16 protein-coding genes are annotated in these 14,280 nt (G+C 51.9%); 6 read left to right on the top strand and 10 right to left on the bottom strand.

Annotation, left to right across the window (positions count from 1 at the left end):
- Positions 1-17 precede the first annotated feature (17 nt).
- Entirely contained in the window at positions 18-1,127 is a 1,110-nt protein-coding gene (gene livK / locus A7098_RS17920) for a high-affinity branched-chain amino acid ABC transporter substrate-binding protein LivK (RefSeq protein ID WP_105281200.1), read from the bottom strand.
- A gap of 423 nt (positions 1,128-1,550) precedes the next feature.
- Here livK and panM point away from each other — a divergent pair, with 423 nt between their 5' ends.
- Entirely contained in the window at positions 1,551-1,934 is a 384-nt protein-coding gene (gene panM, locus A7098_RS17925) for an aspartate 1-decarboxylase autocleavage activator PanM (RefSeq protein ID WP_105281201.1), read from the top strand.
- Here the strand turns inward: panM and ataT are convergent.
- From ataT to ftsY, 7 genes are all read right to left on the bottom strand, one after another.
- On the bottom strand, positions 1,931-2,458 hold the full coding sequence (gene ataT / locus A7098_RS17930; RefSeq protein ID WP_105281202.1) for a type II toxin-antitoxin system toxin acetyltransferase AtaT: 528 nt from the start codon (positions 2,456-2,458) through the stop codon (positions 1,931-1,933). The two genes, panM and ataT, sit on opposite strands and share 4 nt — an antisense overlap.
- A 6-nt stretch (positions 2,459-2,464) precedes the next feature.
- Positions 2,465-2,731, bottom strand: a complete 267-nt coding sequence (ataR, locus tag A7098_RS17935) for a type II toxin-antitoxin system antitoxin AtaR (RefSeq protein ID WP_105281203.1) — start codon at positions 2,729-2,731, stop codon at positions 2,465-2,467.
- 150 nt (positions 2,732-2,881) lie between these two features.
- Positions 2,882-3,985 (bottom strand): branched chain amino acid ABC transporter substrate-binding protein LivJ, encoded by a 1,104-nt coding sequence (gene livJ / locus A7098_RS17940; RefSeq protein ID WP_105281204.1) that lies wholly within the window; start codon positions 3,983-3,985, stop codon positions 2,882-2,884.
- Between the two features lie 271 nt (positions 3,986-4,256).
- Positions 4,257-5,111 carry an RNA polymerase sigma factor RpoH gene (gene rpoH / locus A7098_RS17950; protein ID WP_000130220.1) on the bottom strand — a complete coding sequence of 285 codons (855 nt, stop codon included), beginning with the start codon at positions 5,109-5,111 and terminating at the stop codon, positions 4,257-4,259.
- 244 nt (positions 5,112-5,355) lie between these two features.
- Complete coding sequence (ftsX, locus tag A7098_RS17955) at positions 5,356-6,414, bottom strand: permease-like cell division protein FtsX (RefSeq protein WP_001042009.1); 1,059 nt, start codon at positions 6,412-6,414, stop codon at positions 5,356-5,358.
- A complete protein-coding gene (gene ftsE / locus A7098_RS17960; RefSeq protein WP_000617723.1) occupies positions 6,407-7,075 on the bottom strand; it encodes a cell division ATP-binding protein FtsE in 669 nt (222 codons plus the stop codon). The genes ftsX and ftsE overlap by 8 nt, the downstream gene beginning before the upstream one ends.
- A gap of 2 nt (positions 7,076-7,077) precedes the next feature.
- A complete protein-coding gene (ftsY, locus tag A7098_RS17965) occupies positions 7,078-8,616 on the bottom strand; it encodes a signal recognition particle-docking protein FtsY (RefSeq protein ID WP_001040606.1) in 1,539 nt (512 codons plus the stop codon).
- Positions 8,617-8,765: 149 nt separating this feature from the next.
- Here ftsY and rsmD point away from each other — a divergent pair, with 149 nt between their 5' ends.
- Positions 8,766-9,362: a 16S rRNA (guanine(966)-N(2))-methyltransferase gene (rsmD, locus tag A7098_RS17970; RefSeq protein WP_032226695.1), complete on the top strand. Its 597-nt coding sequence runs from the start codon at positions 8,766-8,768 to the stop codon at positions 9,360-9,362.
- Positions 9,352-9,621, top strand: coding sequence for a DUF1145 family protein (locus A7098_RS17975; RefSeq protein WP_105281205.1), 270 nt, complete (start codon positions 9,352-9,354; stop codon positions 9,619-9,621). Before rsmD ends, A7098_RS17975 begins: the two co-directional genes overlap by 11 nt.
- Before the next feature lie 2 nt (positions 9,622-9,623).
- Here the strand turns inward: A7098_RS17975 and A7098_RS17980 are convergent, their stop codons facing one another.
- Positions 9,624-9,983 carry a DUF2500 domain-containing protein gene (locus A7098_RS17980; RefSeq protein ID WP_000042879.1) on the bottom strand — a complete coding sequence of 120 codons (360 nt, stop codon included), beginning with the start codon at positions 9,981-9,983 and terminating at the stop codon, positions 9,624-9,626.
- A gap of 141 nt (positions 9,984-10,124) precedes the next feature.
- On the opposite strand from A7098_RS17980, the gene A7098_RS17985 reads away from it, so the two are divergent.
- Positions 10,125-10,751 (top strand): lysoplasmalogenase, encoded by a 627-nt coding sequence (locus tag A7098_RS17985; protein WP_000964714.1) that lies wholly within the window; start codon positions 10,125-10,127, stop codon positions 10,749-10,751.
- Between the two features lie 73 nt (positions 10,752-10,824).
- Positions 10,825-13,023: a Zn(II)/Cd(II)/Pb(II) translocating P-type ATPase ZntA gene (gene zntA, locus A7098_RS17990; protein WP_105281206.1), complete on the top strand. Its 2,199-nt coding sequence runs from the start codon at positions 10,825-10,827 to the stop codon at positions 13,021-13,023.
- Between the two features lie 106 nt (positions 13,024-13,129).
- Here zntA and tusA read toward each other — a convergent pair whose 3' ends face one another.
- Positions 13,130-13,375, bottom strand: a complete 246-nt coding sequence (gene tusA, locus A7098_RS17995) for a sulfurtransferase TusA (RefSeq protein WP_000130621.1) — start codon at positions 13,373-13,375, stop codon at positions 13,130-13,132.
- Between the two features lie 221 nt (positions 13,376-13,596).
- On the opposite strand from tusA, the gene A7098_RS18005 reads away from it, so the two are divergent.
- Positions 13,597-14,262, top strand: coding sequence for a 7-cyano-7-deazaguanine/7-aminomethyl-7-deazaguanine transporter (locus tag A7098_RS18005; RefSeq protein ID WP_105281207.1), 666 nt, complete (start codon positions 13,597-13,599; stop codon positions 14,260-14,262).
- Positions 14,263-14,280: the final 18 nt, after the last annotated feature.

A 14,280-nucleotide genomic window follows, 5' to 3' on the forward strand; every position in this document is an offset into this window, starting at 1 on the left:
CACGGACGGTGGGATGATCACTTGGCTGCCGTGGATGAACCGTCGGCGTGCCACTGGAAGACACCAAAATCAAATCCCTTCAGATCGCCTTTTTCATCCCAGTTCAGCGGCCCAATCACGGTGTTTGCACCGTTAGCTTTTAAATCTTTCACCAGTGTCAGCGGCTCATCGCTGCCGGTACGCTCAAGGGCAGTTGCCAGAGATTGCACCGCCGCGTAGGTGATCCAGACATAAGGCCCAGACGGATCTTTCTTGTCCGCTTTCAGCGCATCAACGATGCCTTTGTTTGCCGGATCCTGGTCATAGCGTTTTGGCATGGTGACCAACATGCCTTCGGCGGCATCGCCGGCAATGTTCGACAGCGACGCATTACCTACACCTTCCGGCCCCATAAACTGAGTATTCAGGCCAACGGAACGCGCCTGGCGCAGCATCTGCCCCATTTCCGGGTAGTAACCACCGTAGTAAACAAAGTCGATGTTTTCTTTTTTCAGGCGGGCGATCAGCGCGGAGAAATCTTTCTCGCCAGCGGTAATGCCGTCGAAGAAGACGACGTTGGCGTTAGCCGCTTTCAGCCCGTCCTGCACCGAACGCGCCAGCCCTTCGCCATACTGTTGTTTGTCGTGAATGATGGCGATGCGCTGAGGCTTCACCGTCTCAACAATGTATTTTGCCGCCGTTGGCCCCTGGGAAGAGTCCAGCCCGGCAGTACGCATGATGTGTTGATAACCGCGTTGAGTCAGCTCCGGGTTAGTCGCCCCCGGCGAGATCATCAGGATACCTTCATCTTCATAGATATCTGACGCAGGTTGGGTAGAAGAGGAACACAGATGGCCAATAACGTATTTAATGCCGTCGTTAACGATTTTGTTGGCGACCGCAACGGCTTGTTTTGGGTCGCAGGCGTCGTCATATTCCACGCCAACCAACTTATCGCCCTTAATTCCCTCTTTGGCATTAATGTCTTTAATCGCCTGACGCGCGCCGTTAAATTCCATATCACCCCACTGGGCAATCGGGCCGGACATCGCGCCGACAACGGCAACTTTAATATCGTCGGCTAAAGCAGTGTGTGAAATTGCCAGTGCAATCATCCCTGCGATGATAGTTTTCGCATTCCGTTTCATAGTCAAAAATCCCCACTCGTAATGTTGTGTTGCTTTGTTTTTTATGTGTTAACAAATCAGACTGTTCTTTTTTATACTGCGCTGTTTTTGCCTGTCCGATTAAGGGTTTAGCGCAGTTTTTTGTGATGATATCGATTAAAATCTCTATTTTTCAGTCGATTAAGAACAGATAATATTCTGAATTAATTGATAGATAAACAGAAAAAAGCGCCGTTGTCAGCATAAAATAACGGTACAAAGGGCGGAATAATTCACTACCATTCAGGGGATTATGCTGGACAATTTTCATTCTATAATGTTTTTAATTTGTAATTATTGCTGAAAAAAAATTAATCACCTGCCAAAAGAAATAAAAAAGAGAAAGCCTCCGATTAAATTATTTCGCTACACTGGTTCCACTTTTGTGATTTGTACGGGTTCCCCATGAAGCTGACCATCATTCGATTAGAAAACTTTAGCGACCAGGATCGAATTGACCTGCAAAAGATCTGGCCGGAGTATTCTCCTTCCTCTTTACAGGTTGACGATTCCCACCGTATTTACGCCGCGCGTTTTAACGAGCGCCTGCTCGCTGCCGTGCGAGTAACCTTAAGCGGCACCGAGGGAGCGATGGATTCCCTGCGTGTACGGGAAGTCACCCGCCGACGCGGCGTAGGGCAATATCTGCTGGAAGAAGTGTTACGTGATAATCCCGGCGTTTCATACTGGTGGATGGCGGATGCTGGCGTGGAAGATCGCGGCGTGATGACAGCGTTTATGCAAGCACAGGGGTTTACGGCACAGCAGGGCGGTTGGGAGAAGCGTTAATCGCTCTGTGTAAAAAGCAGTTCTATGGATTTGGTTGGGAAAAATAACGCATTTTCGTTTTCTCCGACCAACGGGATAAAGCCCAGCGACTGATAAAACGTATGGGCTTTTTCATTCAGCGCCTCGACAAAAAGACCGTGAATACCTACCGCTAAAGAGGCTGACCAGACGACTTTCATGGCATGAGCAACCAGTGTTGCTCCCCATCCCTGCCCCTGTATTGAACGATCAATTGCCAGACGCCCAAGAGTGACGCTGGGAATATTTTTGTAGGGAATTTTTTTCTGTTTCGATTTCGAGGGCAATGCGGCTCGTTCAAAACAACTGCCGGATAATGTGTAATATCCCAGGACCTGACGTTCTGGCGTGTTGGCACGAAGGATGTACGCTCGCAGAATTTTATTGCGATGCTGACGAACCAGATGTGTCGTCAGAAAGAGATTTAAGGCTTCCTCGCCGCAGTCGAATCGCTGTAGATCATAATCTGCATCATAGGTCAGAATCTCTATCGTCAGATCATCCATAAATTATTACATTCCCTGAAGACGTTTTGCCGCACGTTTTAACTTTTCACCTGGTGACGGCGGATTACTCAGCGCATCCATCACCCGCGTCCAGGACTCCTCATTAAGGATCACTCGCCGATGCTGTTCAATCACTTCTGTAGCCCGCTGCGAGGCACTATTCAACATAAATTGGCTGACGGACTGATTAGATATCGCCGCCGCTTCCTCAATTAGACTTTTGTCATCGTCAGTTAAACGCAGATCGATACGCTGCTTTTTAACAGCAGACATGTAAACTCTCCTGCTACTTATAAATATGTACGGAATTCTACCGTACATTAAGCATATCCTGGATTGTTTAATCTTTCTACAACCATTTCGACAAACACAAAAAAACCCGATGGCGGTTCAGCTCATCGGGCATTTTCATTTATCTATCTGTTACTTCGCACCGGTCGCCGTGCCGTTGGCGTGCCAGTCAAACACACCGAACTCAAAGCCTTTCAGGTCACCTTTCTCATCCCAGGTCAGTGGCCCCATCACCGTATCAACCGAGTTCGCTTTCAGGTATTTGGCGATCTCCGCCGGATCGTCAGACTGATTCAGCCCCGCCTGCAAAGATTGCAACGCCGCGTAGGTGGTCCAGACGAATGCGCCGCTTGGATCCTGTTTTTTCGCTTTGATCGCGTCAACAATCGGTTTGTTCGCCGGAACCTGATCGTAGTTCTTCGGCTTGGTCACCAGCAGTCCTTCCGCTGACTCGCCCGCGATATTAGACAGCGAGACGTTAGCCACACCTTCCGGCCCCATAAACTGAGTTTTCAGCCCCGCCGCGCGCGCCTGACGCAGGATCTGCCCCATTTCCGGGTGATAACCGCCGTAGTAAACGAAGTCGATATTCTCTTTCTTCAGGCGTGCCACCAGCGTCGAGAAATCTTTTTCCCCGGCGGTGATGCCATCAAAGAACACTACGTTAGCATTGCCTTTCTTCAGGCCGTCCTGCACCGCACGCGCCAGACCTTCGCCGTACTGTTGTTTGTCGTGAACGATAGCAATACGCTGCGGTTTCACTTTCTCAAGAATATATTTTGCCGCCGTCGGCCCCTGGTCGGAGTCCAGACCGGTGGTGCGCAGGATCAGCTGATAGCCACGGGCAGTCAGCTCTGGCGCGGTTGCCGCTGGGGTGATCATTAAAATGCCTTCGTCTTCATAAATGTCAGACGCTGGCTGTGTTGATGAAGAACAGAGGTGACCAATGACATATTTAATGCCGTCGTTAACCACTTTGTTCGCCACCGCGACGGCCTGTTTCGGGTCACAGGCATCGTCATATTTTACGATTTGCAGTTTGTTGCCTTTAACGCCGCCTTTGGCGTTGATATCCGCAACCGCCTGTTCTGCGCCAGTAAACTCCTGGTCACCATACTGTGCCACCGGACCAGACATTGCGCCCACGACCGCGACTTTAATATCTTCTGCCAGAGCCATATTGCTGAATGCCAGCGCGATACATCCTGCCAGTAACGCTTTACCCTTTATGTTCATCCTGAGAATCCCCATTCTTCTGGTTATTACGTGTGTTGTGATGTTGTTTTTCAGCACTTTATTTCGTTTTATGCATGACTACCCGTGCTTTAGCAGCATACTCTGCTAAAACATACCCGATTTTTATGATATTGGAATAGCTATTTTGACAGTTTATTAACAATCTGCGTGGGGATTGGCGTTTTGCCGGAGGGGGGAATTGATTATTGTAGAGGCCCAAAAAACAAAAACCCCGGACTCTCATCCAGGGTTCTCTGCTTAATAGCGGAAATTACGCTTCAATGGCAGCGCGAAGTTTTTTCATCGCGTTCTTTTCCAGCTGACGTACACGTTCAGCGGAAACGCCGTAACGGTCAGCCAGTTCCTGCAACGTAGATTTGTTATCTTCGTCCAGCCAGCGCGCGCGGATGATATCCTGGCTACGCTCGTCCAGACCCTGCATCGCGTCGGTCAGACGGTTTGCCGCCTGCTCTTCCCAGTTATCATCTTCAATGCCGTCTGCAAAGTTAGATGATTTATCCTGCAGATAGAGCACCGGAGCCATCGGCTGGCTGTCTGAATCGTCGTCGGAAGACATGTCAAAAGTCATGTCCTGTGCCGCCATACGCGATTCCATCTCACGGACGTCTTTGCTGGTTACGCCCAGTTCGCGAGCCACCATTTCGACTTCATCCTGGTTAAACCAGCCCAGACGCTGCTTGGTTTTACGCAGATTAAAAAACAGTTTGCGCTGCGCTTTGGTGGTCGCAACTTTGACGATACGCCAGTTACGCAAAACGTATTCGTGGATCTCTGCTTTGATCCAGTGAACGGCGAAGGAGACCAGGCGCACACCCACTTCCGGGTTGAAACGGCGCACTGCTTTCATCAGGCCGATGTTACCTTCCTGAATCAAATCCGCCTGTGGCAGGCCATAGCCCGCATAATTACGAGCAATATGAACAACAAACCGCAGGTGAGACAGGATCAGCGTTTTAGCTGCTTCCAGATCGCCATGGTAATGCAGCTTTTCAGCCAGCGCCCGCTCCTCGTCAGCCGACAACATCGGCCACGCGTTAGCTGCCCGGATGTAAGAATCCAGGTTGCCAACAGGGGCTAAAGCTAAACTTTGCATTTTGTCAGTCATTCAAATCCTCTCAATCGATATCTTCTGGCGCTTCAGTGGTAGCAACAACTGTGCCAGAGCTTAAGAGCAACGAGATTATCATTCACAGTTTTATCAGACCGTGATTTTATCCACAAGTTCAATGCTGTCTTGTGAATAAATTACGCACAAAATGTGACATAGAGATGAAATACCGGGAAGAGACAACGGGGTCTCTTTCCCTGCTACGGAACCCATTGCAGGGAAAGAGTATAACACGATTTTATTATTCCGGCGTAAAGTGCCGTAAATGTTGTACCGTGGCAAGCCATGCTGCCACCCAGCCAATCATCGAACACACCAGCAGCAGCAGCAGGCATTCATCGAACGATAAACCATTGATATCAAACTTCGTTCCGAATACCTGCGCCACTTCCGCAACCGCCGATGACAAACGCAGCACCAGAATTTCTGACAAAATTAATGACAGTAATGCGCCAGAAAATCCCAGCAGCGCGCCACCATACAGGAACGGGCGAAGTATGAAACCATCCGTCGCGCCAATCAGTTTCTGCACGTTGATGGAGTCGCGGCGGGCAAATATGCTCAGACGCACGCTGTTGCCGATAACCAGGAACACTGCCGCCACCATCAGCACGCCGATCATCGCCGAAACACGCCCTACCAGCCCAGTCAGTGCAGTCAGACGGGCAAACCAGCTATCGTCCATTCGTACTTCATCGATGCCGTTAATTTGCGTGATGCGATCACGCAACGTATTCAGCGACTCCGTCCCCTGAAAATCGAGTTTTGGGATCACCACCGCCACAGCCGGAAGCGGGTTTTCCTCCAGCATGTCCAGCGCGCCGCCAAAACCAGACCAGTTACGGAACTCGCCCAACGCGTCCTCACGAGAAAGATAGTTCACTTTCTCCACGCCCTGTTCGGCCTGCAACTGTGCCACCACGCCCGCAGCGGCGTCATCGTCCAGCGTTTTTTGCAGGTAAACGGTGATTTGCGGTGACGGATAATACTGCGTCGCCGCCTGATTAACGTTTTTGTACACCATATAACAGACGCTGGGCAGCGTCAGGGAGATGGCGATAACCATCACCGTTAAAAATGTGGCGAACGGTTTGCTTTTCAGATCCTGCAATGCGCCGTGGAAGGCATAGCGCACCTGTTCGTTGAAAACGTTGGTTTTGCGATTTACCGGTTTTGGCGAGGATTTCGCGCGTTTCGGCGCGTTACGACCGCCGTCGCCAGAGCCGCCGACCGATTTACGGAAGCGATCCAGACGTCCGCCAAACTGCCGGATATGATTGATTGCATCGCGCTTATTCATGGCCCACGCCTCCATGCAAGTGACCATCGCTCAGGGTGAGCATACGATAGGAACGCCGCGAAATCAGGTTGATGTCGTGCGTTGCCATCAATACCGTTACCCCAACGCGGTTAAACTCTTCAAACAGACGTAAAATCCCTTCCGACAGCGCGTCGTCAAGGTTACCGGTCGGTTCGTCCGCCAGCAGTACCGCTGGTTTGTTAACCACCGCGCGGGCAATGCCAACGCGTTGTTGTTCACCGCCAGAAAGCTGAATCGGAAAGTTCTTCGCTTTGTCCAGTAGCCCGACTTTATCCAGCGCCGCCGATACACGACGACGAATATCGTCACCGCTGGCACCGGCGATAATCAACGGGATCGCCACATTATCGTAGACAGTACGATCCATCAGTAGATGGTGATCCTGGAAAATCATGCCAATCTGGCGGCGCAGAAACGGAACTTCACGGTTTTTCAGACGCGTGATGTCATGGCCGCTAAACCAGATTTTCCCGGCGCTGGGCCGCTCAATCCCACAGATCAGCTTCAGGAGGGTACTTTTCCCTGCACCGGAATGACCGGTCAGAAACGCCATCTCACCCGGCTGCATATGGAACGTAACGCCCTGCAGCGCCTGTCTCCCACCGAGATAAGCCTTGCTGACATGTTCAAAGCGAATCATTGTTAATCCTCTCGGGCAAAAAGTGCCTCTATAAAGTCGTCCGCCTTAAACGGACGCAAATCCTCAATACGTTCGCCGACACCAATATAGCGAATAGGAATACCAAACTGGTCAGCCACCGAGAAAATTACTCCGCCTTTCGCCGTGCCGTCCAGTTTAGTTAACGTGATGCCGGTTAAGCCGACGGCTTCATGGAACAGTTTGGCCTGGCTTACCGCATTCTGCCCGGTGCTGGCATCGATAGTCAGCATAACTTCATGCGGCGCTTCAACGTCGAGTTTCTTCATCACACGGACGATTTTCTTCAGCTCTTCCATCAGGTGCGATTTGTTCTGCAAGCGTCCGGCGGTATCGGCAATCAGGACATCAACATTACGCGCCTTAGCGGCCTGAATAGCGTCGAAGATAACTGAGGCGGAATCCGCGCCGGTATGCTGGGCAATCACCGGAATATTGTTGCGCTGCCCCCAGACCTGAAGCTGTTCAACCGCTGCTGCACGGAAAGTATCGCCCGCCGCCAGCATGACCGATTTACCTTGTTGTTCAAACTGACGCGCCAGCTTACCGATAGTCGTGGTTTTACCCACGCCATTGACGCCTACCATCAGAATCACGAACGGTGTTTTACCTTCGACATTCAGCGGTTCATCGACCTTCGCCAGAATCTCACCCATCTCTTCTTTCAGCAGACCGTAGAGCGCCTCAGCATCGCGAAGCTGTTTGCGGGTCGCGCCTTCAGTCAGATTGGTGATGATTTTGCGCGTGGTTTCCACGCCCACATCGGCGATGAGCAATTGCTCTTCCAGCTCTTCAAACAGATCATCGTCGATTTTTTTACCACGGAACAGGCTGATAAATCCGGAACCGAGGTTTTCTTTAGTTTTCAGAAGGCTGCGTTTCAGGCGAGCGAAGAAACCTTCTTTGGTTGGTTTTTCCTGCTCCTGGGCTACCTCTTCCACCGGCTGATCTTCTTCTGCCGGAGGAACGACCATCACCGCCTCTTCTGCCGCTTCAGCAGCCAGCGCCTGTGCTTCCAGCTCTTCGTCGGTGATTTCTTCTTTCGCTGCTTGTTCTTCCGCCGCTTCGACAATCTCCACGGTTTCCGCTTCGGCCTGCCACTCTTCTGGCGAAACTTCTTCGACTTTAACGTCTTCTGGCAGCGGCAGCTCTTCACGCTCGATAGCCACTGGCTCTGGCGTGACTTCAGGTTCAACTACCGACGCTGGCGTTTCTTCAACTATCGGCTCCGGTTCTGCAATAACTTCCGGCTCGACAACCGCTTCAGGTTGCGCTTTTTCACTTTCAACAACCTGTTCAGTGACTTCCACAACGTCGGCAGCAAAAGTTTCCGCCTCAGCTTCAGTATGCGCCTGTGGCTGTTCTTCAACGGGTTGTTCAGCAACTTTCGCAGGCTCTTGCGCCTGGACGATTTCTTCTACAACCGGTTGTTCGTTTTGGGTTTCTGTCTCTTTTTCCGGGGTCTGCTCTTTTTGACCAAAGCCCAGCCAGGAAAAAAAGCCACGTTTTTTTTCTTTCGCCATCTGCGACTACACTCCTCGCTGTTGCTTCATGGCACAGCGTTAACGCTATGTACATAGCAGCTAAAAAAATGATGAAATAGTCTACCACTTAACTTAATCCACATCACCGCCTGCAAGTATGTGTTATCTGGCGGATTGAGCAATTTACCATGAAAAAACCGAATCATTCCGGCAGCGGTCAAATCCGCATTATTGGTGGGCAGTGGCGAGGCCGTAAACTCCCGGTTCCTGATAGCCCAGGTCTACGTCCTACCACCGATCGCGTGCGCGAAACGCTGTTTAACTGGCTGGCGCCGGTCATTGTTGATGCGCAATGCCTGGACTGCTTCGCAGGTAGCGGTGCGCTGGGGCTGGAAGCCTTGTCACGCTACGCTGCGGAAGCTACGCTGGTTGAGATGGATCGCACGGTATCTCAGCAATTAACCAAGAATCTCGCGACGCTGAAAGCGGGCAATGCGCGAGTCGTGAACACCAATGCGATGTCTTTTCTAATGCAAAAAGGAACGCCGCATAATATTGTGTTTGTTGACCCTCCGTTCCGCCGTGGCTTGCTGGAAGAAACCATTAATTTACTGGAAAACAACGGTTGGCTGGCTGATGAAGCCTGGGTATATGTTGAAAGTGAAGTAGAAAATGGCCTGCCCGCCGTTCCTGCCAACTGGTCGTTATATCGCGAAAAAGTGGCTGGTCAGGTCGCTTATCGGCTGTATCAGCGTGAAACACAAGGAGAAAGTGATGCTGATTAATATTGGACGTTTGTTAATGCTCTACGTTTGGGGATTTTTGATCCTCAATCTTTTTCAACCATTCCCACGCCCGCTGAATATTTTCGTTAACGTGGCGCTGATTTTTACCGTGCTGATGCATGGTATGCAACTGGCGCTGTTAAAATCGACCTTGCCGAAAGATGGCCCGCAGATGACCACCGCCGAAAAGGTGCGTATTTTCCTTTTCGGCGTGTTTGAACTGCTGGTCTGGCAGAAGAAATTTAAAGTTAAAAAATAATCTTATTTGTCGCCAACAAAGCTGACAAAGCGCGTTCCTTTATAGCTCAGTGTACCTTTATCGCCCACTGTCAGGGCATGGTACTGCTGGGCGTCGAGGCGGAACGTCTGCTCCAGTCCGCCGCTTTGCGGTTTGAAGCTCGCCTCATAGCGCATACTGGTGCCTGCCGGAGTCACTTCCTGCTGGCGCGAACGTCGATCGTTAATCGGTTTTTCCCGCTTGTTACTCACCACCACCAGCTTTTGCTGGAGCGGTGCCATATCATTATCAGCTTTTTCCCGCCGCTGTTGCATAAAACGAAACGATGCGGCGACGATAATTAAGCCAATGATAACAATAAAGAAAAGAGGTGGTTTGCTCATCTTTATCCCTCATCGGAAAATGCGGAAATAAGCATACCCTGCCAGTTATGGTGTTGTCATCCGTCCATCCTCGCCACTAAACTGAATAGCAAGACCGTAGGCATTCCGCTTACGAAAAAATAACGAATTCAAGGAACTAAGATGCTTTGGTCGTTTATCGCTGTCTGTCTTTCCGCATGGCTATCTGTGGATGCATCGTACCGTGGGCCAACCTGGCAACGCTGGGTATTTAAACCGTTAACCCTTCTTCTCCTGCTATTGCTGGCGTGGCAAGCGCCGATGTTCGACGCTATTAGCTATCTGGTGCTGGCGGGGCTGTGTGCCTCACTGCTGGGCGATGCACTAACGCTATTGCCACGTCAGCGTCTGATGTACGCTATCGGCGCATTTTTCCTCTCACACCTGTTGTACACCATCTATTTCGCCAGCCAGATGACGCTCTCTTTCTTCTGGCCTCTGCCACTGGTACTGCTGGTTCTGGGCGCGCTATTGCTGGCCATTATCTGGACGCGTCTGGAGGAGTTCCGTTGGCCTGTCTGTACTTTTATCGGTATGACGCTGGTGATGGTGTGGCTGGCAGGTGAATTGTGGTTCTTCCGCCCGACGGCTCCGGCACTCTCGGCCTTTATGGGCGCTTCGTTGCTGTTTATCAGTAACTTTGTCTGGCTGGGTAGCCACTATCGCCGCCGCTTCCGTGCGGATAACGCCATTGCTGCGGCTTGCTACTTTGCAGGACACTTCCTCATCGTCCGCTCGCTGTATCTCTGATAAAACTTGACTCTGGAGTCGACTCCAGAGTGTATCCTTCGGTTAATGAGAAAAAACTTAACCGGAGGATGCCATGTCGACTCCCGACAATCACGGCAAAAAAGTCCCTCAATTTGCCGCGTTCAAACCGCTAACCCCGGCACAGAATGCCAACGACTGTTGCTGCGACGGCGCATGTTCCAGCACGCCAACACTCTCTGAAAACGTCTCCGGCACCCGCTATAGCTGGAAAGTCAGCGGCATGGACTGTGCCGCCTGCGCACGCAAAGTGGAAAATGCCGTGCGCCAGCTTGCAGGTGTGAATCAGGTGCAGGTGTTGTTCGCCACCGAAAAACTGGTGGTGGATGCTGACAATGACATCCGTGCGCAAGTTGAATCGGCGGTGCAAAAAGCAGGCTATTCCCTGCGCGATGAACAGGCCACCGACGAACCACAAGAATCACGCCTGAAAGAGAATCTGCCGCTGATTACGCTTATTGTGATGATGGTAATCAGTTGGGGGCTGGAGCAATTTAATCATCCGTTCGGTCAACTGGCGTTTATCGCGACCACGCTGGTTGGTCTGTACCCGATTGCTCGTCAGGCATTACGGCTGATCAAATCCGGCAGCTACTTCGCCATTGAAACCTTAATGAGCGTAGCCGCCATTGGCGCGCTGTTTATTGGCGCAACGGCAGAAGCTGCGATGGTGTTGCTGCTGTTTTTGATTGGCGAACGACTGGAAGGCTGGGCCGCCAGCCGCGCACGTCAAGGGGTCAGCGCGTTAATGGCGCTGAAGCCAGAAACCGCCACGCGCCTGCGTAACGGTGAGCGGGAAGAAGTGGCGATCAATAGCCTGCGCCCTGGCGATGTGATTGAAGTTGCGGCAGGTGGGCGTTTGCCTGCCGACGGTAAACTGCTCTCACCGTTTGCCAGTTTTGATGAAAGCGCCCTGACCGGCGAATCCATTCCGGTGGAGCGCGCAACGGGCGATAAAGTTCCTGCAGGCGCCACCAGCGTAGACCGTCTGGTGACGCTGGAAGTGCTGTCAGAACCGGGTGCCAGCGCCATTGACCGCATTCTGAAGCTGATCGAAGAGGCTGAAGAACGCCGCGCACCCATTGAGCGATTTATCGACCGTTTTAGCCGTAACTACACACCCGCAATTATGGCCGTCGCCCTGCTGGTAACGCTGGTGCCACCACTGCTATTTGCCGCAAGCTGGCAGGAGTGGATTTATAAAGGCCTGACGCTGCTGCTGATTGGTTGCCCGTGTGCGTTAGTTATCTCCACGCCTGCGGCGATTACCTCCGGACTGGCAGCAGCGGCACGTCGTGGAGCGTTAATTAAAGGTGGTGCGGCGCTGGAGCAGTTAGGTCGTGTCACCCAGGTCGCATTTGATAAAACCGGTACGCTGACCGTCGGTAAACCGCGCGTTACCGCGATTCATCCGGCAACGGGCGTTAGCGAATCTGAACTGCTGACACTGGCGGCGGCGGTCGAGCAAGGCGCGACGCATCCACTGGCGCAGGCCATTGTGCGCGAAGCACAGGTTGCTGAACTCGCAATTCCCACCGCCCAGTCACAGCGGGCGCTGGTTGGCTCTGGCATTGAAGCACTGGTTAACGGAGAGCGGGTGCTGATATGCGCTGCCGGGAAACATCCAGCCGAGGCATTTGCCGGTTTGATTAACGAACTGGAAAGCGCCGGGCAAACGGTAGTGCTGGTAGTGCGTAACGATGACGTGCTGGGTGTCATTGCGTTGCAGGATACCCTGCGCGCCGATGCCGCCACTGCCATCAGTGAACTGAACACGCTGGGCGTCAAAGGGGTGATCCTCACCGGCGATAATCCACGCGCAGCGGCAGCGATTGCCGGTGACCTGGGGCTGGAATTTAAAGCCGGATTACTACCGGAAGATAAAGTCAAAGCGGTGACCGAGCTGAACCAACACGCGCCGCTGGCGATGGTCGGTGACGGTATTAACGACGCGCCAGCAATGAAAGCAGCAGCTATTGGGATTGCAATGGGCAGTGGCACAGACGTGGCGCTGGAAACCGCCGACGCAGCATTAACCCATAACCACCTGCGCGGCCTGGTGCAAATGATTGAACTGGCACGCGCCACTCACGCTAATATCCGCCAGAACATCACCATTGCGCTGGGGCTGAAAGGGATCTTCCTTGTCACCACGCTTTTAGGAATAACCGGCCTGTGGCTGGCTGTGCTGGCAGATACGGGAGCAACGGTGCTGGTGACGGCGAATGCGTTAAGATTGTTGCGCAGAAAGTAATGGGGACAGCCTGCAAACCGATCGCAAAATTGGACGCGATCGATCCCCTCGCTCCTCTGGGGAGAGGGTGAGGGGAAAAGGCGGCATCGAAGCCAATCTTCCCCCATTAACCGCCTTTACGAATCAAATAACGATAAGGCAGTCCATCCGTCTCTTTGGCGACCAGTTCATGTTCCATAAAGGTACAAAACCCAGGAATATCGCGGGTCGTGGCCGGATCATCGGCAATAATCAGCAACGTTTCGCCTGGCTGCATATTGCGCACCGTTTTGCGCACCATCATCACCGGTTCCGGGCAGCGCAGGCCAAGTGCGTCGAGTGTGTGGTCAGGGCTGGAAAAGAGATCGGTCATTTTCTTCTCATCACATAAAAAAACGGCGCTAGTTTACGCCCTGTGAGTCCGTTAGCAAACCAGGTTAACGATTGCGTGAAAATTAACCATTGCATTGTCAAGCCAAAGCAGTATCATGCGGCGGCTCGAAAAAAGGGTAAGCACGTTATTATCTCACTATAAAATAACGTGTCGTACGTATTGGGTTCCCTCACCCCAATGGCTAATCAAAAAGGTACAATATGAACGTTTTCTCACAAACTCAACGCTATAAGGCGTTGTTCTGGTTATCGTTATTTCACCTGTTGGTGATCACCTCCAGTAACTATCTGGTACAGCTTCCGGTCTCTATTTTCGGTTTTCATACCACCTGGGGCGCGTTTAGCTTTCCGTTTATTTTTCTTGCTACCGACCTGACCGTGCGTATTTTTGGCGCACCGCTGGCTCGTCGCATCATCTTTGCGGTGATGATCCCCGCGTTGCTGATCTCCTACGTCATCTCATCACTGTTTTATATGGGTTCATGGCAGGGATTCGGCGTTCTCGCCCATTTCAACCTGTTTGTCGCCCGTATCGCTACCGCCAGCTTTATGGCCTACGCGCTGGGGCAGATCCTCGACGTGCACGTTTTTAACCGCCTGCGTCAGAGTCATCGCTGGTGGCTGGCTCCGACGGCTTCCACACTGTTTGGTAACGTCAGCGATACGCTGGCCTTCTTCTTCATTGCTTTCTGGCGCAGCCCGGATGCTTTTATGGCCGAGCACTGGATGGAAATCGCGCTGGTTGATTACTGTTTCAAAGTGTTAATCAGCATCGTTTTCTTCCTGCCAATGTATGGCGTATTACTCAATATGCTATTGAAAAGACTGGCAGATAAATCCGAAATCAACGCTTTGCAGGCCAGTTAAAGGTTCGTTATCAGAGTT

The organism is Escherichia sp. MOD1-EC7011 (genome assembly GCF_002965005.1).
Lineage (GTDB): Bacteria > Pseudomonadota > Gammaproteobacteria > Enterobacterales > Enterobacteriaceae > Escherichia > Escherichia ruysiae.